Raw genomic sequence first — 25113 nt, 5'->3', positions numbered from 1 at the left:
ACTTATGAAGCAGCAAGAGCATTAGGGATGCGGCAACATCCTTAAGACATTTTTAAATATGTTCACCTTAAGTATAACACAGATAGTGTTTTTTTGCGCTTTTTTACTGTGTTATTTTCAAATAAAAGACTATAACACATTCAGATTTTGAAATGTAATGAGTATGAGTTTATAGATCACGAACCATTTTATAGAGCATGTCCGAATAAAAAGAAACGGTGTCGGCGGATGAGATAGGACCAAAGAAATCCAAGTTTTTTTCTTGATAGATTTGGGCGAAAAAACCAAAATTGGAGATTGTGGTGATTAAGAGATAGAACTGGTGCACAGCCTTTAAAATATCGACCTGATTGGCCGAGGGAAACTGCTGTTGGAAAATAAAAGCCAATGATTCAAAGAAAGGAACGACCTCTATCTGTAGCTGCATGGCTTCTTCATCCGTTTGATGACACTGAATACTTGTGAAAGGGATGGATAAGAGCTTTATGAAGAGAGGGTGTTCTACTACCAGTGCAATGAGCTCCTGGCAAAATAATGGGAGCTCTTTTGCTTCCTTAAAGTGATGGAGAGAAGCATCCGCAAATTTCAAGCCTTCTTCCTTTAGCAATTGTAGAAAAAGGGCATCCTTCGATGGAAAGTAGGTGTAGAAGGAGGGACGTGAAATATCCAATTGTTTAGCTAGACTGACCAAGGAAATCTGGTCATAGGATTTGACCAGAAAGAGCTTGCGTGCAGCACTGAGTATGTCTTTATAGCGTTGCTCAATGGCTTCTTGTGATCGGGCACGTTTCTGTGTCATAGTGGTATCTTTCTAACTTCTTTTACTTAAGTTTACCATACTTTAGCAAAAATGTAAGCCCTTTTGAAGACTTTTGGTTTTATTGGGAAATAAAAAATAGGAAATGCCTAAAAATCAACTTGTTAGACGTTTTCATAAAATGACTTCCTAGGAAGCGACTCAAAAGTATGATAGAATAAAAGAGATTGAAACAAAGGAGATGACAGATGAAAAAACTTGGAGTCCTCTTAATGGCAGCCTTATTGGCTACAACTCCACTTGCAGCCTCCGCTGACGAGCTTATGGACATCACGCGCGAAATGTATCCGGAAGTTCTGGATATTCATCGTCCAAAATCGTCCATCATTGTGGATTCAAAAACTGGGGATGTGGTATGGGAAGATAATGCTGACCTGGTTCGAGATCCAGCTAGTATGAGTAAACTGATGACTCTATACCTGGTTTTCGAAGCCCTGGACAAAGGAGAAATTTCCAAAGAGGATGTGGTGACCGCAACCCCACGGGAACAAGCGATAGCAGGTCTCTATGCGATCTCTAATAATAAGATTGTTGCCGGAGTAGACTATACCGTTGATGAGCTGATTACCATGACCGCCATCCCTTCCTCCAACGTAACAACCGTTATGTTGGCAGACCTTCTCTCGAATGGCGATCCAGATGTTTTCCTGGATAAAATGAATGAAACCTCACAAAAACTGGGCATGACCAATACCCGATGGTACAATGCCAGTGGAGCAGCGGCAGTCAGCTTTAGTGGCTATTATACTCCGCAAAAGTATGATAACACGCAGGCCAATCAGACCACCGCACGGGATATGGCTATTCTTGGTGTCAATTTTGTGAACAAGTACCCAGATATCTTAAACTATACCAAAGCTCCAGTGGTTACTGTTAAAGAAGGGACGCCTTATGAAGAAACCTTCGAAACTTACAACTATTCAGTTGAAGGGGCCCTTTATGGGATGGAAGGTGTTGACGGGTTGAAGACAGGTTCTAGTCCTAAAGGGGCCTTTAACTATATTGCGACTGGTGAGCGTAAAGGAGAGCGCTTTGTTGAATTGATTATGGGAGTTGGGGACTGGGCAGATCAAGACGGAGAATATTATCGACACCCATTTGGAAATGCCCTCTTAGAAAAAGCCTTCGCAGATTACGAATATAAGAAAATTTTCGATAAGGGCTTGGTTGAAGTAGATGGCCAGAAATACAAGGTTGACCAGGACGTATATGCGACGGTTAAGAAGGGTTCAACTCCAAGTGTTCAAGTCAAGAATGATGTCTTGACAGTAGAAAATGGTTTAAGCCCTATCAATGAACAATTAGATGTGACCTATAAGGTAACAAAAGATAATTCCTTCTTTGCCTCAGCTCAAAAGGCCGACGGCCAAACTAAAAGCAATCGGGAGAATAGTTTGCTCGTATCACTTCTAGACAACTATCAATGGTTACTTCTGATTCCGATCTTCTTGCTCTTGGCATTGATTCTACTCTTGATTCGTCTCTTCTTCACCAATACGGGTACAAAGGAAAAGAAAAAATCCAAGAAAAGAGATAAAAAAACAATCAAATAGGTATTTTATAGTCTTTTAGTTTACTTTTAGTACAAGGCAGCGAGTCGTAGACAGTACTGAAGTACGGCAAGACGAGCTAACACAGTAATAAAAGATAAACTAAAAGACTATACCAAATGGTTGCAGGAACAAAGAGGCGGGTCCCAGATACCTGACCTCTTTCTTTCGTTGAGTGTATACTCTTGCCCAGGCCCTGGGTCTTGGCGTTGACTGATTTGTATTCATGACATTTCAATATCTGAATGTGTTAATCTTCTTAGCCGAACTTATTGATTGCGTGCTTTGCACGCCTAATTGATAAGATTCAACAGGTCTCCCAGACCTGTTGAATCTATCTTCATCGGATTGAAGGCAAGTGATGCTTGCTTTATTACCTATAAATGAGGCTGTGAGACAAGTCCCAACCTTCCTATTTTAGTTAGTGGAATAACTTTTGCGTAGTGGTTGATTCGCTCAAACAGCTAAAAGGCTGTTTGAGGTAGCAAATAACAATTGTTCGCCTTTATTAAGAGAACATTTCATGTTCTCTAATCCAGATACTCAAAGAGTCAATTCCTGACTCTTTGACCTCCGAAAACAACCTCATTAACTGTGCGGAGGTGGAACTACGAACTAATTCGAATAAAATTAGTACTGTCCCACTCTCATTCGTTTCAGATTTCGAACTGTTTCGAGTATCACTGTACCATTCAAAATTTGCAGATAGTTTAAACCCTTCGATTCAGGCTTTGGATTGTATGACTATGCAGAATTTGAAATCCAATTGGTATAGGAAACAAAGGGGGAGTAATCGCTTCCTCGACTTTTGTGTGATTGAAAGGAGTTGCTGGTGGAACGTTCTGCCTCTTTATATTTTCGTTATTTTTTGATGTACACTTTTTTTTACCTGTCCTGGGCTCTTTTTTCAGCTATCTTATCGATCTACATGTTGGACTTAGGTTATTCGGCTAGTCAGGTTTCTTTGGTCGTTTCGGTATCCTTCCTGACATCGGTCCTTTCTCAACCTGTCCTGGGCTATCTCAATGACCGTCTGGGGATCAAACCTGTGACGCTAGCTGGTTTAGGATTGGCTTTAGCCGGTGGTATTATTTTTCTCTTATCTAAGCATCTTTGGGGATTGGTTTTAGGGTATAGTCTGGCTATAATGATGATTAATGGAATTAATCCGGTAATGGATCTCCTAGCTGCCCGTTCACCTTATAAGTATGGATCTATTCGCGTCTGGGGAACCATTGGCTATGCGACAGGTACTCAGATGGCGGGGATTCTCTACCAAATGATTCATCCCCAGGCCATCTATGTGACTTTTCTAGGAACCTTAGTCTTGTCCATTATTGGAGTTTTGGGTCTGCCCTTTAGTGAGGAAACAGCCCCTGTTAAGGAAAAGCAAGAAGAATCTTTTATGAACGATATCCTTAAAAATCGCCCCTATCTTCTTGCCTTGATGATCATTGCTCTTTTTTCAGGAGTGGCCAATGTCGGACACACCTACATTCCCGCTATGTTAGAAGCGAGTGGACTTAGTGTCAGTCAAGCTTCAACAGTGGTCTCACTAGCGGTAATCTGCGAAGCCCCCCTTATTTTTTATTCTTATCTTTTCATGGATCGCTATCCTAGCAAGATTTTGATTCTATTTCCCATTTTTTTCATGACCTTGCAATTTGTTTTCTTTGGGCTCGCCGCTCCAATCCCTCTCAAAATCTTTGGAACACTGCTAGCTAAACATGCGGCCAATATGACCTTGATTATGCTGACTCTAAAATTGGTCAACAATCTGGTTGGCCCACGGTTTGTAATGACAGGAATGGCCTTGATACAAACCGCCAAAAGCTTGCTCTCGATTTTGGTTCAGACCTGGGCCGGTTGGTTGATTGATACCTCTGGTTATGAAAGTATGTCCTGGTTCATGGTTGGCCTCCTACTGATCGTCTTGCTCATGGTTCCCTTTCTTCATGTGGATGAATCTAAAAGTGAACATTTATTCTCCTAATTTCGAATAAGAATGTAAGGAGGAAAGAGCATGTTTCAAGCCATAGATAGCAAGGGAAACTTCCATCATTTACTGATTAATCCTCTCCCCAATGGAGAGGAATTTTTTTGTCCTGAATGCCAGCAAAAATTGGTCTTAAAGGGTGGCGGACGCCTGCGGCGGCATTTTGCCCACCCTGCTGGCCAATCCTGTTTTTACCAAGGATTGAACGAGGGGGCTGAACACCTCGAGCTCAAGGCCCTTTTATTTGAATGGGCTCAGAAGACGGAGTCCGTTCAAGTAGAAGTAGGGCATCCACAAGCAGGAATAGTGACTGACCTGCTTTTGTCAGGGAATCTAGGCTTGGAAATTCAGTGTAGCCCACTGAGTCAGGAAGAGTGTATTCGTCGGACGTTGACCTATCGGAAGCAGGGGATTTCTTTGGTCTGGCTTTTGGGGTCGCGACATTTTATAAGGGGGCGATTGACAGGTCTCCAAGCAGATTGTCTGCAGTTTAGTCCCGCTTGTGGCTATTTTTTCTGGAATGTGGACAAGGAGAAGCGAGAGTTGGTCCTGCATTACTTGCTCCACCAGGATTTGCATGGGAGCTGTCAGGGATTGGTGAGGGTTTTTCCATTTTTTCAGGGAAGTTTACGAGAGGTGCTGCGTTGGCCCTATCAGCAACGCTGTCTGTTCTCTTTTAAGGGACGTCTAGACATGTCCTTCCCTAGCTATTTGGCCAAGCAATTACGTTACCGCAATCCTTTTTGGATGAAGAAGCAAGTTGAGGCCTATCAAGTAGGACAGAATCTGCTTACTCTTCCTGTAGAAGCTTGGTATCCACAAGTGATTCCGGTAAAAAGGGGCTGGGAATTGCCAGGGATAACAGAATTGGAGAGGTCCTATGGGGATTTGTTTGCAGCTTTTTATGATCAGTGTCAGCAAAGGCAGAAGCAAGTTGTCTATTCTCCTTTTTATTACCGGCAAGATTGTGATAAAATAGGGACGTTGGAGGATTTTATATGAGTAACGAACGAAAAGATATAAATGAAAAATACACCTGGGATTTGACCAGCGTTTTTGCAGATGATATGGCTTGGCGGGAAGAGTTTGCTGCCTTGGATGCGGATATTTCGGCTGCAGCCAATTATGAAGGTCACCTCTTAGACTCTGCGCAGAGCTTATTGGAGATTACAGAGGTACAGTTGGGACTGATGCGTCGCTTGGAAAAACTTTATGTGTATGCATCCATGAAGCAGGATGAGGATACCCGCCAAGCAGCCTATCAGGAGTTATACTCTCAAATTAATGGCCTCTATGCACGGTATGGTCAGACCTTCGCCTTTTATGAGCCTGAATTTTTGGTTATTACTGAGGAGCAACTCGAACATTTTATGAAAGAAGAGCTGGGGCTCGAACTGTATCGTCATTACTTTGAGCGCTTATTGGTTCAAAAGGAGCATGTTCTTAGCCCTAAGGAAGAAGCGCTTTTGGCTGGGGCTTCTGAAATCTTTGGGGCTGCGAGCGAAACCTTCTCTATCTTGGACAATGCGGACTTAGAACTGCCGTTTATTGAAGGTGAAAATGGGGAAGCGGTGCAGTTAACCCACGGTAACTTTATTCATTTTATGGAATCTGATAATAGACGCGTACGAAAAGATGCCTATGAGGCGATGTACGCCGTCTACGAGCAGTTCCAACACACCTATGCTAAAACCTTGCAAACCACTGTCAAGGTTCATAATTACCAGGCACAAGTTCGGAAATTTGATTCTGCGCGTCAAGCTGCCTTGGCCGCAAACTTTATTCCAGAATCGGTTTATGATACCCTACTTGCGGCCGTGAATCGCCATCTACCATTGCTTCACCGCTATGTAGATTTGAAAGCGCGCATTCTCGGCATTCAAGATCTAAAGATGTATGATCTGTATACCCCGCTGAGCCGCAACACCTTGACTTTCACTTATGAAGAAGCTTTGGAAAAATCGAAAGAGGTATTAGCAGTGCTCGGTGACGACTATCTGGCTAAAGTAGAAGCAGCCTTTTCCGATCGTTGGATTGATGTCTACGAAAATAAGGGGAAACGGTCTGGAGCCTATTCTGGTGGATCCTATGATACCAAAGCTTATATGCTTTTGAACTGGCAAGATAATCTGGATAATCTCTTTACTTTGGTACACGAGACTGGACATTCCATGCATTCTAGTTACAGTCGCGAAAGTCAACCTTATGTTTATGGGGATTATTCAATTTTCTTGGCAGAGATTGCCTCCACCACCAATGAGAATATCTTGACTGAGAAATTACTGGCTTCCGTGGAAGACAAGCAAAGTCGTTTTGCCATTCTGAATCATTACTTGGATGGCTTCCGTGGTACGGTCTTCCGTCAAACGCAGTTTGCGGAGTTTGAACAAAAAATCCACCAAGCAGATCAAGAAGGGCAGGTTCTAACTAGCGACTTCCTTAATAATTTGTATGCGGAATTGAATGCCAAGTATTATGGTCTCGCTGCTGAAGAAAATCCACAGATTCAATATGAGTGGGGACGGATTCCACATTTTTACTACAACTATTATGTCTTCCAATATGCAACTGGTTTTGCGGCGGCGTCTGCATTGGCGGATAAGATTGTACATGGCACCGATGCGGACCGGGAAGCTTACATTCATTACTTGAAGGCCGGCAATTCGGACTATCCTTTGGCTGTTATCGCGAAAGCAGGTGTGGATATGGAAGCGGAAGATTACCTCAATGATGCTTTTGCGGTCTTTGAACGTCGCTTGGATGAGTTGGAAAGCTTGGCCAAAGAATTGGGGATGCTGTAATGGTTGAGACCTATTCCAAACATTCCAATTCCAATATGCGCCGACCGGTGGTTCAAGAGGGAATCGTGGACTTCATGCGGAGTCAGAATCAAGGCTTACCGGATTTCCTTCGGGAATTGCAGGATTTTGCTGAACGCGAGAACATTCCTATTATTCCCAAGGAAACTGTTGCCTTTTTCCGATTATTTTTACAGAGTATCGCTCCTCGTTCCATTCTAGAGGTTGGGACAGCCATTGGTTTTTCTGCTCTCATGATGGCTGAGACTCTGCCGAAAAGTCAAATTACCACCATTGACCGCAACCCTGAGATGATTGGCCTTGCAAAAGAAAATTTTGCCCGCTATGAGGAAGGGAAACGTATTCGCCTCCTAGAAGGAGAAGCTCAGGAGTGGCTACAAAACTTGACGGGTGAGCAGTTTGATTTGATTTTCGTCGATTCTGCTAAGTCCAAATACGTTGTCTTTCTACCTGATCTACTCAATTTGCTACCCAAAGGCGGTATCTTAATCTTTGACGATGTTTTCCAAGGGGGCGATATCACCAAGGATTTAGCAGATATTCGACGTGGCCAACGGGCGATTTATCGAGGTCTCCACAAACTATTTGATGCAGTAGACAGCCATCCTGATTTGACGGTTTCCTATTTGCCTCTTGGGGACGGTCTACTTCTAGTAAAAAAAGAAGCAGAACAGGTGGTTTTTCCACAAGAATCCACCTAATTTAGCTGTTTTTAAGCCAAGTTATGATATACTAAGAAAGTTATTGTATAAAGGAGTGATTCAAGCATGAAAAAAATCAAGATTGGAGTAGTGACGCTTCTATCTGTAGTGGCTCTAGCTGCCTGTGCGCGTGAGACCGATAACAACACAGATGTCATTACCATGAGAGGCAATACCATTACGGTTGCTGAATATTATGATAAGGTGAAGAATGACACCCAAGCTCAACAAGTCCTCTTGACCATGACTATCAATGAGATCCTTGACGAAAAATACGGGGATAAAGTGACAGACGAAGAGGTGACAGAAGAGTATAATAAGAGTCTTCAAGCCTATGGTGACCGTTTTCAACAAGTCTTGGCTCAGGAAGGGATGACGCCTGATACCTACCGTGAGCAGATTCGAACCAATAAATTGGTAGAGTACGCGGTTAATGAAGCGGCAAAAAGTGAGCTAACTGACGAAAACTATCAGGCTGCTTACGAAAAATACACCCCTGAGGTAACGGCCCAAGTGATTCGTATGACGGATGAAAACAAAGCCAAAGAAGTTGCGGAAAAGGCTAAAAATGGAGATGACTTTGCCCAGTTGGCTAAAGATAATTCCAATGACGAGGAAACCAAGGACAAAGGAGGCGAGATGAAATTTGACTCAGCCTCTACTGCCCTACCGAATGAAGTCAAAACGGCTGCCTTTGCTTTGGATAACAATGGTGTTTCAGACGTGATTAAGGTGACTAACAATAGCACCTTAACGACAAGCTACTACGTCATCAAAGTTACCAACAAGACCCAGAAGAAGGACAATTGGAAAGATTACCAGAAACAATTGGAGAGCATCATCTTAGCTGAAAAACGTTCGGATCGTGCCTTTATCCAAAGTGTAGTTGGTAAGGAGATGGAAGAAGCCAATATCAAGGTTAAAGACCCAGCCTTCCAAAATGCCTTCTCTCAATACATGAATGCGACTGGTGAGGCAGCTGCAAGTTCCAGTTCTGAAGATAAGTAGTTGACAAACAGGCTACTTGGAGTATAATGAATGTATCAAGAATAGATAAAACAGGCAACTTTGCAGAGAAGTAGCGGTTGGTGTAAGCTACTAGTTGGGTCTTATCTTGCTACTTGAGAGATTTTTGGAATAAAGCAATGAGGATGACAAGTTCATCGAAGGAAGGTGGTACCGCGTTGAGACGCCCTTCGTCGATTGAGCTTGTCTTTTTCATTGAAAATAGAAGGAGAATATTAATGAGATATATGACCAGTGCTGAAATTCGCAAGATGTGGTTGGATTTTTGGGCTTCAAAAGGTCACGCTATCGAGCCATCAGCGAATCTGGTTCCGGTAAATGACCCAACACTTTTATGGATTAACTCAGGTGTTGCAACCTTGAAAAAATATTTTGATGGATCTGTGATTCCTGATAATCCACGGATCACCAATGCTCAAAAATCGATTCGGACCAATGATATTGAAAATGTAGGGAAAACGGCTCGTCACCACACCATGTTTGAAATGTTAGGAAATTTCTCCATTGGAGACTATTTCCGTGATGAAGCCATTACATGGGCTTGGGAACTCTTGACCAGTCCAGAATGGTTTGCCTTTCCTAAGGACAAACTTTATATGACTTATTATCCAGATGACAAAGATTCCTACAACCGGTGGATTGAAGTAGGGGTTGAGCCAGATCATTTGGTCCCAATTGAGGATAATTTCTGGGAAATTGGTGCAGGGCCTTCTGGTCCAGATACAGAGATTTTCTTCGACCGTGGAGAAGATTTTGATCCAGATAAGGTCGGACTTCGTCTTTTGGCGGAAGATATTGAAAATGACCGTTATATTGAAATTTGGAATATTGTTCTCTCCCAATTTAATGCAGATCCAAGTGTCCCACGGAGTGAGTACAAGGAATTGCCTCACAAGAACATTGATACGGGAGCTGGTCTTGAACGCTTGGTTGCTGTGATGCAAGGAGCTAAAACCAACTTTGAGACAGATTTGTTTATGCCAATCATCAATGAAGTTGAAGCTTTGTCCGGTAAGACGTATGATCCAGATGGCGATAACATGAGTTTCAAGGTGATTGCAGACCATATCCGTTCTCTAGCCTTTGCGATTGGAGATGGAGCCTTGCCTGGAAATGAAGGGCGTGGATATGTCCTCCGTCGCTTACTTCGTCGAGCTGCTCGTCATGGACAAAAACTTGGAATCCATGAACCATTTATGTACCGCTTGGTGCCAACGGTTGGTCAAATCATGGAATCCTATTACCCTGAAGTGCTTGAAAAACAAGATTTTATCCAGAAGATTGTTAAAAATGAAGAGGAATCCTTTGCTCGTACGTTGACAGCGGGTCAAGCCTATGCGGATGAGATTGTCGCTGAGATGGAAAAAGCAGGGGAGACCGTTATTTCTGGGCAAGCTGCCTTTAAACTCTACGACACTTATGGTTTCCCAGTCGAATTAACCGAAGAAATCGCAGAGGAACGTGGTTGGACCGTTGATAAAGAAGGCTTTGATCAGGAGATGAAGGCTCAACAAGAACGGGCACGGGCCTCTGTGGTGAAAGGCACTTCAATGGGAAGTCAAAATGAGACTTTGCAGGCCCTAACAGTTCCAAGTAAATTCTTATACGATGCTCAAGAAGCGGATGCTCGCTTGGTAGCCTTGGTCCAAGAAGATGCTGAAGTGGACAGTGTTGTATCAGGTGAAGCCTATCTGATTTTTGAGCAGACCCCCTTCTATGCTGAGATGGGTGGTCAGGTTGCAGACCATGGTCAGATTTTAGATGAGAATGGACAAGTTCTTGCTCAAGTTGTGGATGTGCAGAAGGCTCCGAATGGTCAACCGCTTCACAAGGTTGAAGTTCTGGCACCGTTGAGCAAGGAGGTCACCTATCATTTGGTTCTGGATAAAGATCGTCGCCGTCGTGTGATGCAAAACCATACGGCAACCCACCTGCTTCATGCAGCTCTTCATGATGTCCTAGGTAAACACGCGACCCAAGCTGGTTCCTTAAATGAAAAAGATTTCCTCCGCTTTGACTTTACTCATTTTGAAGCAGTGAAGCCAGAGGAATTGGCGCAAATCGAAGCAGATGTCAATATTAAAATTAATGAGGCCTTGGCAGTTGAAACGGTTGAGACAGATATTGACACCGCTAAAGAGATGGGAGCTATGGCCCTCTTTGGTGAAAAATATGGCAAAGATGTGCGCGTGGTTTCTATCGGTGATTACTCAGTTGAGCTTTGTGGAGGTACTCACGTTGGCAATACCTCCGAAATTGGTCTTTTCCGAATTCTAAAAGAAGAAGGGATTGGTTCAGGAACTCGTCGTATTGTAGCTGTAACAGGTCGCGAGGCCTATAACTCTTATCGTGAAGAAGCGAAATTACTGCAAGCGTTGGCTCGTCAAGTGAAAGCGCCACAAGTTGGTGATGTCCCAGCTAAAGTTGAGGCCCTTCAAGAACAAGCCCGTCAATTGCAAAAAGAAAATCGGGAATTGAAAGAAAAAGCTGCTGCAGCAGCATCTGGCCAAATTTTCCAAGATGTGGCAGAAGCTCATGGTCTTCGTTATATTGCCAAGCAAGTTGAAGTTGATGATGCAGGAGCACTCCGCACCTTCGCCGATACTTGGAAACAAGGAGACTACTCTGATGTTCTTGTTCTAACTGCTGCAATTGGAGACAAGGTTAATGTCTTGGTTGCTAGCCGTTCAAAAGATGTTCATGCAGGTAACTTGATCAAAGAACTAGCTCCAATCGTAGCTGGTCGTGGTGGTGGTAAACCAGATATGGCCATGGCTGGAGGTAGTGATCAAGCAGCTATTCACAAGCTCTTAGAGGCTGTTTCAGATCATCTATAAGCTTGGGGATCGCTTTCGAGAGTAGATTGAAGCTGGGAGGAACTCCATAAGTATACTCTTTTAGTTTATCTTTTATTACTGTGTTAGCTCGTCTTGCCGTACTTTAGTACTGCCTGCGACTCGCTGCCTTGTACTAAAAGCAAACTAAAAGACTATAATACTTGAAATAGTTTGAAATCTGAAACGAATGAGAGTGGGACAGAACAATTTTCGAAAAAAATTGTTCGTAGTCCCACTTCCGCACAGTTGATTAGGTTATTTTCGGAGATCAAAGAGTCAGGAATTGACTCTTTGAGTATCTGGATAAGAGAACATGAAATGTTCTCTCAATAACAGCGAACAATTGTTATTTGCTTCGCAAATCCTATCTGCTACCTCAAACAACCTTTTAGCTGTTTGAGCAAATCAACCACTGCGTCAAAGTTATTCCACTAACTAAAATAGGAAGGTTGAGACTTTTGTCCCACCCTCCTTCAATCCGATGAAGATCGTTCAACAGGTCGGGGAGGCCTGTTGAATCTTATCGATAAGGCGTGCAAAGCACGCAATCAATAAGTTCGGCGAAGAGGATTCACGCATTCAGATTTTGAAATGGAATGAGTATAAGCCAGCTTGGGGGACTCCTCCCTTCCTTCTCCCTGTTATTTACAGACTTTTCTAGGTGAGGTCGTTATCGATGGTAAAAATTTTAAAATGGTTGGGTCGTATTCTGATCTGGTTCTTTATGATTCAAGTAGTCGGTGCTCTCAATGCATTGCCCATGCTCTTAGGTCTTGAGGGAGTGAATTATCCGACCAGTATGCAGTGGATTCAGGTCTTTGTCTATTTGATTCTCATATTTGCTGTGGTTTTTGGAATCACCCGTTGGGTATTTCGAGTGGATCCGACCGCTCCACAACAAGCAGACTTTGGAAGAGAAGAGTGGAAGTATCTCTTTAAGAATTGGGGCATCTTGCTGATTTCCAATCTTGCATTTCAATTCGTGCGCACTTTAATCGGACTGAATCAACCCGTGGAAAATCAGCAACTAATCGTTGATTCTGTCTCTGCCCTGCAGGATGTTGGGCGTCCTTATTTAACTGCTACAGTAATCTCCTTGGCCTTTATAGGTCCAGTCCTGGAAGAATTTGTGTTCCGAGGTCTTGGTACACGCTATGTCTTTAAGGGGTGGTCTCCAGGGATTAGTGCCATCCTTGTTTCAATGGCCTTTGGCGCGATGCACATTCCGGATTTTTCAAGCTGGGCCGTACTTCTTGACTGGATTTTCTATTCTTGGATGGGTTACCTTTTCCATCGAGCCATGGAGCGGCGTAACAATATTTGGGATGCGGTTTGGTTACACATGCTCAATAATGCTATTGCTTCACTAGCTATTTTGTTCCTTATGTAGTAGAGGAGAGGGACCGACTATCAAAAAACCTTCAAGTCAATCATTGACTTGAAGGTTTTTTAGGGTCTATAATCCATAAAGGTAGTCATTGTCTTCCATGGCTTCAACCTCTCCAAGAAGGTAACCGTTTCCGACTTGGCTGAAGAAGTCATGGTTGGAAGTTCCTGTAGAAATTCCATTCATAATGATAGGGTTGACATCATCCGCTGTATCTGGGAAGAGGGGATCCTGCCCTAAGTTCATAAGGGCTTTATTAGCGTTGTAACGGAGGAAGACTAAAACTTCCTCGGTCCAGCCTACTGTATCGTAAAGAGAGCGTGTATAAGCTTCCTCATTCTCATAGAGGGTGTAGAGGAGGTCATACATCCAGTTTTTGAAGTTCTCTTGCTCGCCATCTGTTAACTCTTTAAAACCTAACTGGAATTTGTAGCCGATATAGGTTCCGTGAACAGATTCATCTCGAATAATCAATTTAATGATTTCGGCTACATTGGCGAGTTTGTTGTTTCCCAAGTAGTAGAGGGGAGTGAAAAATCCTGAATAGAAGAGGAAAGTTTCCAAGAAAACACTGGCAACTTTTTTCTCAAGTGCTGTTCCGTTTTCATAGATTTTGTTAATGATTTCCGCCTTCTTTTGAAGGTAGGGATTGGTATTGGTCCATTCGAAGATTTCTTCAATTTCTGCTTTTGTATTTAAAGTTGAGAAGATAGATGAGTAAGATTTGGCGTGAACAGATTCCATAAATTGGATATTGTTATAGACTGCTTCCTCGTGAGGAGTCCGGACGTCCTGGCGGAGAGCTTCAATACCGGCTTCAGACTGCATGGTATCGAGGAGGGTTAGCCCGCCAAAAACTTTTCCAACTAGATCTTTTTCTTGAGTTGATAATTTCCGCCAATCATCTAAGTCGTTTGAGAGGGGAATCCGGGTATCAAGCCAGAATTGCTCGGTTAACTTTTCCCAAGTGGATTTGTCGATCACATCCTCGATGTTATTCCAGTTTATGGCTTCGTAATATGTTTCCATGGTGACTCCTGTTTGAGTTATTTTAATTTCTGTGTTAGGTTTAGTAATCGTTTTGAACCAATTTAGCACAAAAATTAACTCGTTCCATTATACAATTTTTAGCAATGAATCTCAAGGGGATGAGTTGGTTGTGAATTCGTGAAAAACCTTGATTTAGCAAGCTTTTAAATGATAGAAAAATGTAATGAAGGCAGCTTAAAATCCATCCATTTGGATGGATTTTAAGCTTGTAATACTTGGAACTAGATGACACAGCTTTCACACTGGTTAGCGCCAACTTCAGCGCCGTCATCGGTGAAGGTGCGGATGTAGTAGATGGATTTGATCCCCTTGTTAAAGGCATAGTTCCGTAGAATGGAGAGGTCACGCGTTGTTTGCTTAGTTTCCTTTTTCCATTCGTAAATCCCTTCAGGAATATCGCTGCGGAGGAAGAGGGTCAAGGAGAGGCCTTGGTCCACATGATCAGTAGCAGCAGCGTAAACGTCGATGACTTTGCGCATGTCCATGTCATAGGCGCTTGTATAGTATGGGATTGTGTCGGTTGAAAGACCCGCTGCTGGGTAGTAGATTTTACCAATTTTTTTCTCTTGGCGTTCTTCAACCCGTTGTGTGATAGGGTGTATGGAAGCGGAAACATCGTTGATATAAGAGATAGAGCCGTTCGGCGCAACTGCCAGACGGTTTTGATGGTAGAGACCATCTTTCATGACAGCATCTTTGAGGGCTTGCCAATCCGCTTTGCTTGGGATTAAGATATCTTTGAAGAGTTCTTTGACCTTGTCCAATTTTGGTTGGTAGTCTTTTTCCAAGTATTTGTCGAAATAGCTGCCATCCGCATATGTTGATTTTTCAAAATGATGGAATACTTGTCCCCGTTCGCGAGCGATATTATTGGATTCAACCAAGGTCCAATAGTTCATCAAGAGGAAGTAGATATTGGTGAATTCCAAGGATTCCTCTGATCCATAATGGATATGGTTTTGAGCTAGGTAGGAGTGAAGTCCCATCGCTCCAAGACCAAAGGTGTGTGCTTGGCGGTTTCCGTTGACCACTGAAGGAACAGCTTCGATGTTAGAAGAATCTGTTACAAAGGTCAGAGCACGTGTCATAGTTCGGATAGATTTTCCAAAATCAGGAGAAGCCATCATGTTGACAACGTTGGTGGAACCGAGGTTACAGGAGACGTCTGTTCCGAGACGGACATAGTTTTGGGCATCATCAATCAGACTTGGTTCTTGCACTTGGAGAATTTCAGAACAGAGGTTACTCATGACAATTTTTCCGTCAACAGGGTTTGCTTTGTTAGCGGTATCGATGTTGACCACATAAGGATAGCCGGATTCTTGTTGCAATTTTGAAATCTCAGTCTCTAGATCTCGCGCTTTAATTTTGGTTTTGCGGATGCGAGGGTTGGCAACCAATTCATCATATTTTTCAGTAATGTCTAGGTAACTGAAAGGAACCCCGTATTCAAGTTCAACCGAATAGGGACTGAAGAGGTACATGTCTTCATTTTGCCGTGCCAGTTCATAGAATTTATCGGGAACAGTAATTCCTAAGGAAAGGGTCTTAACCCGGATTTTCTCATCCGCATTCTCTTTTTTGGTAGACAGAAATTGAATAATGTCTGGATGGAAGATGCTGAGATAGACCGCTCCAGCTCCTTGACGCTGCCCTAATTGGTTGGAGTAAGAGAAACTATCTTCGAAAAGTTTCATAACTGGTACAACACCAGACGCAGCCCCTTCAAAGCCTTTGATTGGAGCACCAGCTTCCCGAAGGTTTGTGAGAGAGATGCCGACTCCGCCACCAATACGGGAGAGCTGAAGGGCTGAGTTGATGGAACGACCGATAGAGTTCATATCATCGGTTACTTGAATCAAGAAACAGGATACCAGTTCACCGCGGCGAGCACGACCGGCATTCAAGAAACTAGGGGTAGCTGGTTGGTAGCGTTGGTGGATGATTTCGTTGGCGATATTTTTAGCAATCTCTTCATGGCCATCCGCAAAGTAGAGTGCGTTAAAAAGTACCCGGTCTTCCATTCCTTCAAGGTATTCGTTCCCATCATTACTCTTAAGGGCATATTGATTGTAAAATTTGTAGGCTGCCATGAAGGATTTGAATTGAAATTGTTGATCCAAAATAAATTGGTAGAGCTCTTCGATAAATGCTGGTTGGTATTTTTTAATGAAGGGTTCTTCGAGGTAGTTCTCTTGAATGAGATAGTTAATTTTTTCAGTAATAGAAGAAAACTGACGGGTATTTGGCCGTACGTTTTCTTTAAAGAAGGCCTCTAGAGCCTCTTTATCCTTGTGGAGCAGAATCTGTCCATTCACTGGACGGTTAATTTCATTGTTTAAACGAAAATAAGATACATTTTCTAAATCTTTAAGACCCATGAGGGTTCTCCTTTCAGATGGACGGGTATTTTATTCAAAACGATGGGAGTGATAGAAAACAATCCGACTTTTGATCTCTATCACTCCCTCTAGGTTAGGCAAGCTCTTTTAATCGGTCAGGTTGAAAACCAGCGAAGCTCCCATTGGGGGATACAATAACTGGCGCAGCCGAAAAGCCCATCTCTTTAACAGTGTTGATGTATTCAGGCTCAAGGTCTAGATTGATTTCTTTATAAGATATATGATTGTCTTCTAGAAATTTCTTGGTCATACGGCATTGCATGCAGTTGTTTTTTGAATAAACAGTTACCACAAGGGTACCTCCTTCTCGTTTTTGAGTATGGGAATAGTATAGGGGAAAGTCAGATTTTTGTCAATATTTTGTGCTCAAGATTTTATTTCACACAACATGTTGTGGTCTCTTTTGGTGGACTTTGGTTAAAATCAAGGAATTATGAACCTAGCCCAACAAAATATTGTGTAGCTAGCTCTTTTGGTCTGAAAAAGCTCCTTTTTTCTGAAAGCGGAAATTTTTTCTTGAAAAAAAACAAGACAAGTGTTATAATTCTTAATTGTAAGGGTTATCAAAAACCTTAGAAAAAATATAAAGGAGAGTCATTATGGCTTCTAAAGATTTTCACATTGTAGCAGAAACAGGAATTCACGCACGTCCAGCAACCCTTTTGGTGCAAACTGCAAGTAAATTTGCTTCAGACATTACTTTGGATTATAAAGGTAAATCCGTTAACTTGAAATCCATCATGGGTGTTATGAGCCTTGGTGTTGGTCAAGGTGCTGACGTAACAATCTCTGCTGAAGGTGCAGATGCTGACGATGCAATCGCAGCAATCTCAGAAACAATGGAAAAAGAAGGTTTGGCATAAGGAGATGACAAATATGCTTAAAGGAATCGCAGCGTCTGATGGTGTTGCTGTTGCTAAGGCATATCTACTCGTCCAACCAGACTTGTCTTTCGAGACAGTTTCAGTTGAAGATACGAATGCAGAAGAGGCTCGTTTAGATGTGGCTTTAGAAGCTTCTCAAAACGAGCTTTCTTTTATTCGTGCAAATGCAGTAGATAGCCTTGGAGAAGAAGCAGCACAAGTTTTTGATGCCCACTTGATGGTGTTGGCTGATCCAGAAATGATCGGTCAAATTAAAGAAACCATTCGTGCTAAAAAAGTCAATGCGGAAGCAGGACTAAAGGAAGTGACGGATATGTTTATCACACTCTTTGAAAATATGGATGACAATCCGTATATGCAAGAGCGTGCTGCAGATATTCGTGATGTAACCAAGCGCGTGCTTTCCCATCTCCTAGGTGTACGTTTACCAAACCCAGCTGCCATTGATGAAGAAGCAATCGTGATTGCCCATGATTTGACTCCATCTGATACAGCACAGTTGAACAAAGAGTTTGTTAAAGCTTTCGTAACCAACATTGGTGGACGGACAAGTCACTCTGCGATCATGGCTCGGACCCTTGAAATTGCGGCTGTACTTGGAACCAACAACATTACTGAAATGGTAAAAGATGGGGATGTGTTGGCCGTTAATGGTATCACAGGTGAGGTTGTGATCAATCCATCTGAAGAAGTTATTGCTGAATTTGAAGCTGCGGGTCGTGCTTATGCAGAACAAAAAGCAGAATGGGCTCTCTTGAAAGATGCTCAAACTGTAACAGCTGATGGCAAACACTTTGAATTGGCAGCCAATATCGGTACTCCGAAAGACGTTGAAGGGGTTAATGATAACGGTGCGGAAGCAGTAGGTCTTTATCGGACTGAGTTCTTGTACATGGATTCTCAAGACTTCCCTACAGAAGATGAGCAATATGAAGCTTATAAAGCTGTTTTGGAAGGTATGAATGGCAAACCAGTTGTGGTTCGTACGATGGATATTGGTGGAGATAAAGAACTTCCTTACTTCGATCTTCCAAAAGAAATGAACCCATTCCTTGGATTCCGTGCCCTACGTATTTCTATTTCAGAAACTGGAAATCAAATGTTCCGTACACAATTGCGGGCCCTTCTTCGCTCATCTGTTCACGGTAAATTGCGGATTATGTTCCCAATGGTAGCCCTTCTTTCTGAATTCCGTGCTGCAAAAGCAATCTTGGATAAAGAAAAAGCTAACTTGTTGGCTGAAGGTGTCGCGGTTGCGGATGATATTCAAGTAGGTATTATGATTGAAATTCCTGCTGCAGCAATGATTGCCGATCAATTTGCGAAAGAAGTGGACTTCTTCTCAATCGGAACCAACGATTTGATTCAATACACAATGGCGGCAGACCGGATGAATGAACAAGTTTCTTACTTGTATCAACCATATAACCCATCGATTCTTCGCTTGATTAACAACGTTATCAAGGCTGCTCACGCCGAAGGCAAGTGGGCTGGTATGTGTGGGGAGATGGCTGGAGATCAGCAAGCTGTTCCACTTCTTGTAGGTATGGGCTTGGATGAGTTCTCTATGAGTGCCACATCTGTTCTTCGGACTCGTAGTTTGATGAAGAAATTGGATACTGCTAAAATGCAAGAAATGGCTAACCGTGCTTTGACTGAGTGCGCTACAGCAGAAGAAGTTTTGGAACTTCAAAAAGAATATGTGGATTTTGACTAATCGCATCCATTTTGCAACTGGATTCTGGGTTTTCCCAGGTCCAGTTTTTCTTTACTTTCCTTTTTTTGAAAAACAGGAAAATGACAGTTGATAATTTTCAGACAATTGATTTGTTTTTCCTAAAATTGTTGTATAATAGCTTGTGAAATTACTTGAAATATAGTAAAATATTCTTATAAAAAAGCGCTTACAAAACGGAAAGGGTGATCGTATGGATTATCGCGAAGCTATGTGGACTTTTGGGATTGGTGAGAACTACAATCTTCAGAATTACCTTGGCGTTCATCGTGAAAATGATGGCTATAGCTTTCGAGTTTGGGCGCCCAACGCCCAGATGGTACATGTCATTGGAGACTTTACAAATTGGCAAGAAAATCGAATTCCGATGGTTAAGAATGAGGCAGGAGTTTGGGAAGCTTGGACCAATCTTGCTCAGGAAGGGGATCTTTATAAATTTCAAGTAGAGAGACAAGGCGGGCAAGTGGTGGATAAAATTGATCCGATGGCCCGTATTTTTGAAAAGCGGCCTGGAACCAGTGCTGTGATCTACACACTTCCAGAAAAAGAGTGGAAAGACCAGGAATGGCTAGCTCAACGGAAGTCCATGGGTTTCAAGGGGCGTCCTATTTCGATCTATGAAGTTCATGCAGGATCCTGGCGCTCACATTCAGATGGGGAACCCTATACTTTTAAAGATTTGCAGCGGGAACTGATTCCTTATTTACAGGCTATGAACTACACTCATGTTGAGTTTATGCCACTCATGACTCACCCCCTCGCAGAGAGTTGGGGTTACCAGCTAATGGGCTACTTTGGTTTGGACCAGTCTTACGGGACTCCGGAAGAGTTTAGGGATTTTGTTGAAGCCTGTCATTTAGCTGATATTGGAGTGTTGGTGGATTGGGTTCCGGGCCATTTCACGATTAATGACGATGCCTTGGCCTATTATGATGGAACACCAACCTATGAATACCAGGACCACCACCGAGCTCACAACTATGGCTGGGGTGCACTGAACTTTGATTTAGGTAAACCCCATGTGCAATCCTTCTTGATTTCAAGCATTCATTATTGGGTACAAACCTTCCACTTGGACGGCGTTCGGGTTGATGCCGTCAGCAACATGCTTTACTTGGATTATGATCAAGGACCTTGGACGCCAAATGAGGATGGCGGTAACCTTAACTATCAAGGTTTCCACTTTCTTAAAAAGCTTAATAAGGTTATGAAGCAATACCACCCAGATGTCATGATGATAGCGGAGGAAGCAACTAGCTATACTCAGATTACTGGTGACGGCGAAAATTCCTTAGGATTTGATTACAAGTGGAACATGGGATGGATGAACGATATCCTGCGCTTTTATGAAATGGATCCTATTTATCGTAAGTACGACTTTAATTTGGTTACCTTCAGTTTTATGTATGTCTTTAAGGAAAATTACATTCTGCCCTTCTCCCATGACGAAGTCGTCCATGGGAAGAAGAGCCTCATGCATAAAATGTGGGGGGATCGCTACAACCAGTTTGCAGGCTTACGAAATCTCTATACCTATCAAATTTGCCATCCGGGTAAAAAACTTCTCTTCATGGGCAGTGAGTGGGGGCAATTCCTAGAGTGGAAATCGCATGAAGCTTTGGAGTGGCATGATTTGGACGATGATCTCAATGGCCGGATGCAACACTTCACATCCGAATTGAATCGTCTCTACAAGGATGAATTTGTTTTCTGGGATATTGATGATTCCTATGATGGTATTGAAATCATTGACGCAGATAACAAAGATGAAACAGTCTTGACCTTTAGTCGGAAAAATAATGAAGGGTCTGAATTGATTTGTGTTTTCAACATGGCACCGGTTGAACGTCGAGACTTTACGATCGGTGTTCCCAATCCAGGTCTTTATCAAGAAATTTGGAATACCGAACTCCAAGCTTGGGGAGGTTCCTGGTTAGATCATAATCCGGATACAGCTACTCAACCGGGTCAATGGAAAGACTATAAGCAGACCTTGAGCTTTACTCTGCCATCCATGGGTGCTGTTATCTGGCGAATGAAAGCCAAGTTTGAAGTAGAAAGTGAGGCTATTGTTGCAGTAAGTGAGTCAGAGCTTCTTTCGGAAGAGCTGTTTATCAATCTACCATCAGAAAGCGTGATTGAGTCTGAAGAGGTAGTGGAAACGTCTGAAGTAATCGAATAAGGAGGAAACCTAAATGAGAGATGAAATGTTGGCCTTAATCCTAGCCGGAGGGCAAGGAACACGTTTGGGGAAATTGACAAAAAATATCGCCAAACCAGCTGTCGAGTTTGGTGGTCGGTATCGGATTATTGACTTTGCTCTTTCCAACTGTGCCAATTCGGGGATTCAAAATGTGGGTGTCATTACCCAGTACCAACCCCTCGCCCTGAATACCCATATTGGAAATGGTTCAAGCTGGGGCTTGGATGGTATTAACACAGGTGTGACCATCCTCCAACCTTATTCAGCCAGTGAAGGAAATCGTTGGTTTGAAGGAACCAGCCATGCTATCTATCAGAATATCGATTATATCGATAGTATTGATCCAGAATATGTTCTTATTCTTTCAGGGGACCATATCTACAAGATGGACTATGACAAGATGCTTCAAGCTCACAAGGATAACAATGCTAGTTTGACAGTAGGTGTTTTAAATGTTCCGCTGAAAGAAGCTAGCCGCTTTGGGATTATGAATACCGATGCAAATGGTCGGATTGTTGAATTTGAGGAGAAACCTGAAAATCCAAAGAGTACCAAAGCTTCTATGGGAATTTACATTTTCAACTGGAAACGCCTTCGCAATATTTTAGTCGCTGCGGAAAAAGGTTCGGTCGAAATGTCCGACTTCGGGAGTAACGTGATTCCGGCCTACCTTGAGTCTGGTGAAAGTGTCTATGCCTATGAATTTGAAGGCTATTGGAAAGACGTGGGGACCATTGATTCTCTATGGGAGGCCAATATGGAGTACATTTCTCCACAAAATGCCTTGGATAGCCGAAATCGTCAATGGAAAATTTACTCTAAAAACCTCATTTCACCACCAAACTTTATTGGTGAACATGGTTCAGTAGAAGATTCCTTGATTGTGGACGGTTGTCATGTGGATGGTCAGGTTAAACATTCGATTCTCTCAACCAATGCTCAAGTCAAAACAGGAGCTGTGGTTGAAGACTCTGTTATTATGAGTGGAGCTGTCATCGGCGCTGGTGCTGTGATTAAAAAAGCCATTATTGGTGAAGGCGCAGTGATTAGTGAGGGTGTAGAAATCGATGGTAGTGAAGAGATTGCAGTTGTTGGTTATAACGAAGTAGTGGGGGTACCAAAGGATGAAGATTGATAAGTATTCAGCGATTCTAGTAAATACAGTAGGCCGTCATGATATGGATAAACTGACTGAAAACCGTCCTTTGGCTACTCTTCCTTTTGGAGGGAAGTACCGTTTGATCGACTTTCCGCTCTCAAGTCTAGCCAATGCGGGTGTTCGAAGTGTATACGGCATTTTCCAAGAGGAAAACATTTCGTCTGTGTTTGACCACATTCGCTCTGGACGAGAGTGGGGGTTGTCTACTCTTCTAAGTCACTATTACTTGGGACTTTATACAACGGATGCAGATTCCGATTATGTAAAATCCGAGTATTATGATCAATTGTTGACCTATCTTCGCCGATCTGGTAGTGATGTAACGGTTGTTTTGAACAGTGATGTTCTTCTTAGCATGGATCTCCGTCAGGTTTTCCATTTGCATCAAGCCACAAAACGGGACATGACGGTTATTTACAAAAAACTTCCTGCAAAGGATATTGCCAATACTAATGCAATCTTGAGAATTTCAAGTCAAGATGCAATCACGGATCATGAGTTGTTCGAAGACAGTCTCCCTCAAGAGTTTTACAACATGTCTACGGATATTTTCTTAGTCAATACAAAACTTTTGATTTCAGCTATTGAGAAGGAGATATTGGAAGCAAAACCTCGTAAAATTCGTTACCTTCTTCGTGATTTTGCCAAAGAGATTGGGGCTTTTGCCTACGAATATACCGGACACGTGTCCAATATCTATTCAGTAGAGTCTTATTACCGTGCAAATCTAGACATGATTGACCAACAAAAATTCAATTCTCTCTTCAGTCCAAATCAGAAAGTCTATACAAAAGTGAAGAACGAAGAGCCAACCTACTTTGCTCCAGGTTCTAAAGTCTCCCTTTCACAATTTGCATCAGGAAGTATTATTGAAGGAGCGGTTGAAGGCTCTATTCTGTCACGGAACAATCGTATTGAAGCTGGTTCTCTTGTTAAGGATAGTCTCCTCTTTCCACGAGTTGTTGTTGGAGAAGGAGCACGGGTAGAGTATGCCATTGTTGATAAAGAAGCTAAGATTGCACCTGGTGTAACGGTTAGAGGTCGTAAGGAACATCCAATCGTGATTGAAAAAGGTCGAGAGGTTACAGAGGATATTATTAGATGAGAATTTTAGTTGCAGCAGCTGAGGGGGCACCCTTTTCTAAAACCGGTGGTTTGGGAGATGTTATTGGCGCTCTTCCCAAATCCCTTGTGAAAAAAGGACATGATGTCCGTGTCGTTCTTCCTTACTATGATAGTGTTGAAGCCAAATTTGGTGGTCAAGTGGAGGACCTTGGTTTCTTTGAAATCTCGGTCGGTTGGCGCCGTCAATATGTAGGTGTTAAACATTTGGTTTGGGAGGGTGTGCCAACCTACTTTATTGATAATCAGTATTATTTTTTCCGTGGCCATGTTTATGGTGACTTCGATGACGGGGAGCGCTTCGCCTTTTTCCAAATGGCAAGCTTAGAGTTGATGGAGAAGATTGATTTTATTCCAGAGATTCTTCATGTCCATGACTACCATACTGCCATGATGCCTTTCCTTTTACGGACCAAATATGCTTGGATTGAAGCTTATCGGGGAATTAAGACTGTATTGACCATCCATAATTTGGAGTTTCAGGGTCAATTTAATCCAGCGATGTTAAGTGATCTATTTGGAATGGGCTTGGAAGATTTTTGGAATGGATCGGTGCGTTGGGGCCAAGATTTGAACTGGATGAAAGCGGGGATTACCTTTGCAGATCGGGTAACAACAGTATCTCCATCTTATGCTCAAGAAATCCAAACGCCTGAGTTTGGCTGTGGCCTTGATCCACTTCTACGAGCTGAAAATTGGAAGCTCTTTGGTTTTGTCAATGGGATAGACACAGATCTCTACAATCCAGCCACAGACCCCTATCTCCCTCATCATTTCCATGCTCATGATTTAGCGGGTAAGGCTGCCAATAAGGCCGCCCTCCAAGAAAAACTGGGATTGCCACAAAGACCCGAAGTTCCTTTGATCGGTATGGTCTCTCGTTTGACCTATCAAAAAGGCTTCGATGTAGTGGTTGAAGAATTGCATCAGATCCTTCAGCGCGATGTGCAGGTTGTTGTTTTGGGAACAGGCGACCCTAATTTTGAACAATCATTCTCCTGGTTTGGTCAACACTATCCAGAAAAAATGGTGGCGGCTTTGACTTTTGATCCTGGGCTAGCGCAAGAAATCTATGCAGCTAGTGATCTCTTTTTAATGCCTAGTCGCTTTGAGCCATGTGGCCTATCCCAAATGATGGCTATGAGGTATGGTAGTTTGCCGATTGTACATGAGGTTGGTGGATTGCGAGATACTGTTCAAGCCTACAATCCGGTCACTAGCTCTGGAACAGGATTCTCCTTTAACAATCTCAGTGGTTATTGGTTGACCTGGACCATCGATCAGGCCATCTACCTTTATTGGAATCAAAAAGAGGTCTGGTATAACCTTATGCAAGAAGCCATGCACCGTGATTTCTCATGGGATGCCGCAAGCTATCCTTATAGTGATTTATACCATTGGATGTAAGAATTTGAAAAGAGGTCA

At 42.7% G+C, this 25113-nt stretch carries 17 protein-coding genes and 1 pseudogene; 14 read left to right on the top strand and 4 right to left on the bottom strand.

What is annotated here, in order from left to right; all coding sequences use genetic code 11:
- Positions 1-169: 169 nt before the first annotated feature.
- Positions 170-799, bottom strand: coding sequence for a TetR/AcrR family transcriptional regulator (locus tag I2503_RS01465; protein ID WP_196090779.1), 630 nt, complete (start codon positions 797-799; stop codon positions 170-172).
- Between the two features lie 206 nt (positions 800-1005).
- On the opposite strand from I2503_RS01465, the gene I2503_RS01460 reads away from it, so the two are divergent.
- From I2503_RS01460 to I2503_RS01425, 8 genes are all read left to right on the top strand, one after another.
- A complete protein-coding gene (locus I2503_RS01460) occupies positions 1006-2370 on the top strand; it encodes a DUF1958 domain-containing protein (protein WP_196090780.1) in 1365 nt (454 codons plus the stop codon).
- Positions 2371-3193: 823 nt separating this feature from the next.
- The gene (locus tag I2503_RS01455; RefSeq protein WP_196090781.1) at positions 3194-4360 is read left to right on the top strand and encodes an MFS transporter; all 1167 of its coding nucleotides are present in this window, start codon (positions 3194-3196) and stop codon (positions 4358-4360) included.
- Between the two features lie 30 nt (positions 4361-4390).
- Entirely contained in the window at positions 4391-5365 is a 975-nt protein-coding gene (locus tag I2503_RS01450; protein WP_196090782.1) for a competence protein CoiA family protein, read from the top strand.
- Positions 5362-7164: an oligoendopeptidase F gene (gene pepF / locus I2503_RS01445; protein ID WP_196090783.1), complete on the top strand. Its 1803-nt coding sequence runs from the start codon at positions 5362-5364 to the stop codon at positions 7162-7164. The genes I2503_RS01450 and pepF overlap by 4 nt, the downstream gene beginning before the upstream one ends.
- Positions 7164-7883: an O-methyltransferase gene (locus I2503_RS01440; protein WP_196966788.1), complete on the top strand. Its 720-nt coding sequence runs from the start codon at positions 7164-7166 to the stop codon at positions 7881-7883. The genes pepF and I2503_RS01440 overlap by 1 nt, the downstream gene beginning before the upstream one ends.
- A gap of 66 nt (positions 7884-7949) precedes the next feature.
- Complete coding sequence (locus I2503_RS01435; RefSeq protein WP_196090785.1) at positions 7950-8891, top strand: peptidylprolyl isomerase; 942 nt, start codon at positions 7950-7952, stop codon at positions 8889-8891.
- A 236-nt stretch (positions 8892-9127) separates the two neighbouring features.
- Complete coding sequence (gene alaS / locus I2503_RS01430) at positions 9128-11746, top strand: alanine--tRNA ligase (protein ID WP_196090786.1); 2619 nt, start codon at positions 9128-9130, stop codon at positions 11744-11746.
- Positions 11747-12422: 676 nt separating this feature from the next.
- A complete protein-coding gene (locus I2503_RS01425) occupies positions 12423-13136 on the top strand; it encodes a type II CAAX endopeptidase family protein (RefSeq protein ID WP_196090787.1) in 714 nt (237 codons plus the stop codon).
- Between the two features lie 66 nt (positions 13137-13202).
- Here the strand turns inward: I2503_RS01425 and nrdF are convergent, their stop codons facing one another.
- The 3 genes from nrdF to nrdH all read right to left on the bottom strand — a co-directional run bounded on the left by nrdF (position 13203) and on the right by nrdH (position 16877).
- Entirely contained in the window at positions 13203-14162 is a 960-nt protein-coding gene (gene nrdF / locus I2503_RS01420; protein WP_196090788.1) for a class 1b ribonucleoside-diphosphate reductase subunit beta, read from the bottom strand.
- A 242-nt stretch (positions 14163-14404) separates the two neighbouring features.
- Complete coding sequence (gene nrdE, locus I2503_RS01415; protein ID WP_196090789.1) at positions 14405-16564, bottom strand: class 1b ribonucleoside-diphosphate reductase subunit alpha; 2160 nt, start codon at positions 16562-16564, stop codon at positions 14405-14407.
- Between the two features lie 94 nt (positions 16565-16658).
- Entirely contained in the window at positions 16659-16877 is a 219-nt protein-coding gene (nrdH, locus tag I2503_RS01410; RefSeq protein WP_196090790.1) for a glutaredoxin-like protein NrdH, read from the bottom strand.
- A gap of 307 nt (positions 16878-17184) precedes the next feature.
- Between nrdH and I2503_RS01405 the strand changes: the two genes are divergently transcribed.
- The 6 genes and pseudogenes from I2503_RS01405 (at position 17185) to glgA (ending at position 25095) form a co-directional block, all read left to right on the top strand.
- Positions 17185-17448 carry a phosphocarrier protein HPr gene (locus I2503_RS01405; RefSeq protein WP_135035680.1) on the top strand — a complete coding sequence of 88 codons (264 nt, stop codon included), beginning with the start codon at positions 17185-17187 and terminating at the stop codon, positions 17446-17448.
- 4 nt (positions 17449-17452) lie between these two features.
- Entirely contained in the window at positions 17453-19186 is a 1734-nt protein-coding gene (ptsP, locus tag I2503_RS01400) for a phosphoenolpyruvate--protein phosphotransferase (RefSeq protein ID WP_196966787.1), read from the top strand.
- 211 nt (positions 19187-19397) lie between these two features.
- Positions 19398-21257 (top strand): annotated as a pseudogene (glgB, locus tag I2503_RS01395) (1,4-alpha-glucan branching protein GlgB); the annotation flags it as partial.
- Positions 21258-21399: 142 nt separating this feature from the next.
- Positions 21400-22542: a glucose-1-phosphate adenylyltransferase gene (locus tag I2503_RS01390; RefSeq protein ID WP_196090793.1), complete on the top strand. Its 1143-nt coding sequence runs from the start codon at positions 21400-21402 to the stop codon at positions 22540-22542.
- The gene (gene glgD, locus I2503_RS01385; RefSeq protein WP_196090794.1) at positions 22532-23671 is read left to right on the top strand and encodes a glucose-1-phosphate adenylyltransferase subunit GlgD; all 1140 of its coding nucleotides are present in this window, start codon (positions 22532-22534) and stop codon (positions 23669-23671) included. The genes I2503_RS01390 and glgD overlap by 11 nt, the downstream gene beginning before the upstream one ends.
- Positions 23668-25095, top strand: coding sequence for a glycogen synthase GlgA (glgA, locus tag I2503_RS01380; protein ID WP_196090795.1), 1428 nt, complete (start codon positions 23668-23670; stop codon positions 25093-25095). The genes glgD and glgA overlap by 4 nt, the downstream gene beginning before the upstream one ends.
- The last annotated feature ends 18 nt before the right edge of the window (positions 25096-25113 follow it).

It is taken from the genome of Streptococcus sp. NLN64 (assembly GCF_015831295.1).
In the GTDB taxonomy this organism is placed as follows: domain Bacteria; phylum Bacillota; class Bacilli; order Lactobacillales; family Streptococcaceae; genus Streptococcus.
This window is presented reverse-complemented; position numbering and strand designations above follow the sequence as displayed.

What these genes read in the sequence shown, in the direction of transcription:
- nrdE (WP_196090789.1), bottom strand. Translation starts at nt 16,564, where the DNA reads ATGGGTCTTAAAGATTTAGAAAATGTATCTTATTTTCGTTTAAACAAT.
- I2503_RS01460 (WP_196090780.1), top strand. Translation starts at nt 1,006, where the DNA reads ATGAAAAAACTTGGAGTCCTCTTAATGGCAGCCTTATTGGCTACAACT.
- I2503_RS01425 (WP_196090787.1), top strand. Translation starts at nt 12,423, where the DNA reads ATGGTAAAAATTTTAAAATGGTTGGGTCGTATTCTGATCTGGTTCTTT.
- nrdF (WP_196090788.1), bottom strand. Translation starts at nt 14,162, where the DNA reads ATGGAAACATATTACGAAGCCATAAACTGGAATAACATCGAGGATGTG.
- I2503_RS01435 (WP_196090785.1), top strand. Translation starts at nt 7,950, where the DNA reads ATGAAAAAAATCAAGATTGGAGTAGTGACGCTTCTATCTGTAGTGGCT.
- I2503_RS01405 (WP_135035680.1), top strand. Translation starts at nt 17,185, where the DNA reads ATGGCTTCTAAAGATTTTCACATTGTAGCAGAAACAGGAATTCACGCA.
- I2503_RS01450 (WP_196090782.1), top strand. Translation starts at nt 4,391, where the DNA reads ATGTTTCAAGCCATAGATAGCAAGGGAAACTTCCATCATTTACTGATT.
- I2503_RS01440 (WP_196966788.1), top strand. Translation starts at nt 7,164, where the DNA reads ATGGTTGAGACCTATTCCAAACATTCCAATTCCAATATGCGCCGACCG.
- I2503_RS01390 (WP_196090793.1), top strand. Translation starts at nt 21,400, where the DNA reads ATGAGAGATGAAATGTTGGCCTTAATCCTAGCCGGAGGGCAAGGAACA.
- glgD (WP_196090794.1), top strand. Translation starts at nt 22,532, where the DNA reads ATGAAGATTGATAAGTATTCAGCGATTCTAGTAAATACAGTAGGCCGT.
- ptsP (WP_196966787.1), top strand. Translation starts at nt 17,453, where the DNA reads ATGACAAATATGCTTAAAGGAATCGCAGCGTCTGATGGTGTTGCTGTT.
- I2503_RS01465 (WP_196090779.1), bottom strand. Translation starts at nt 799, where the DNA reads ATGACACAGAAACGTGCCCGATCACAAGAAGCCATTGAGCAACGCTAT.
- alaS (WP_196090786.1), top strand. Translation starts at nt 9,128, where the DNA reads ATGAGATATATGACCAGTGCTGAAATTCGCAAGATGTGGTTGGATTTT.
- pepF (WP_196090783.1), top strand. Translation starts at nt 5,362, where the DNA reads ATGAGTAACGAACGAAAAGATATAAATGAAAAATACACCTGGGATTTG.
- glgA (WP_196090795.1), top strand. Translation starts at nt 23,668, where the DNA reads ATGAGAATTTTAGTTGCAGCAGCTGAGGGGGCACCCTTTTCTAAAACC.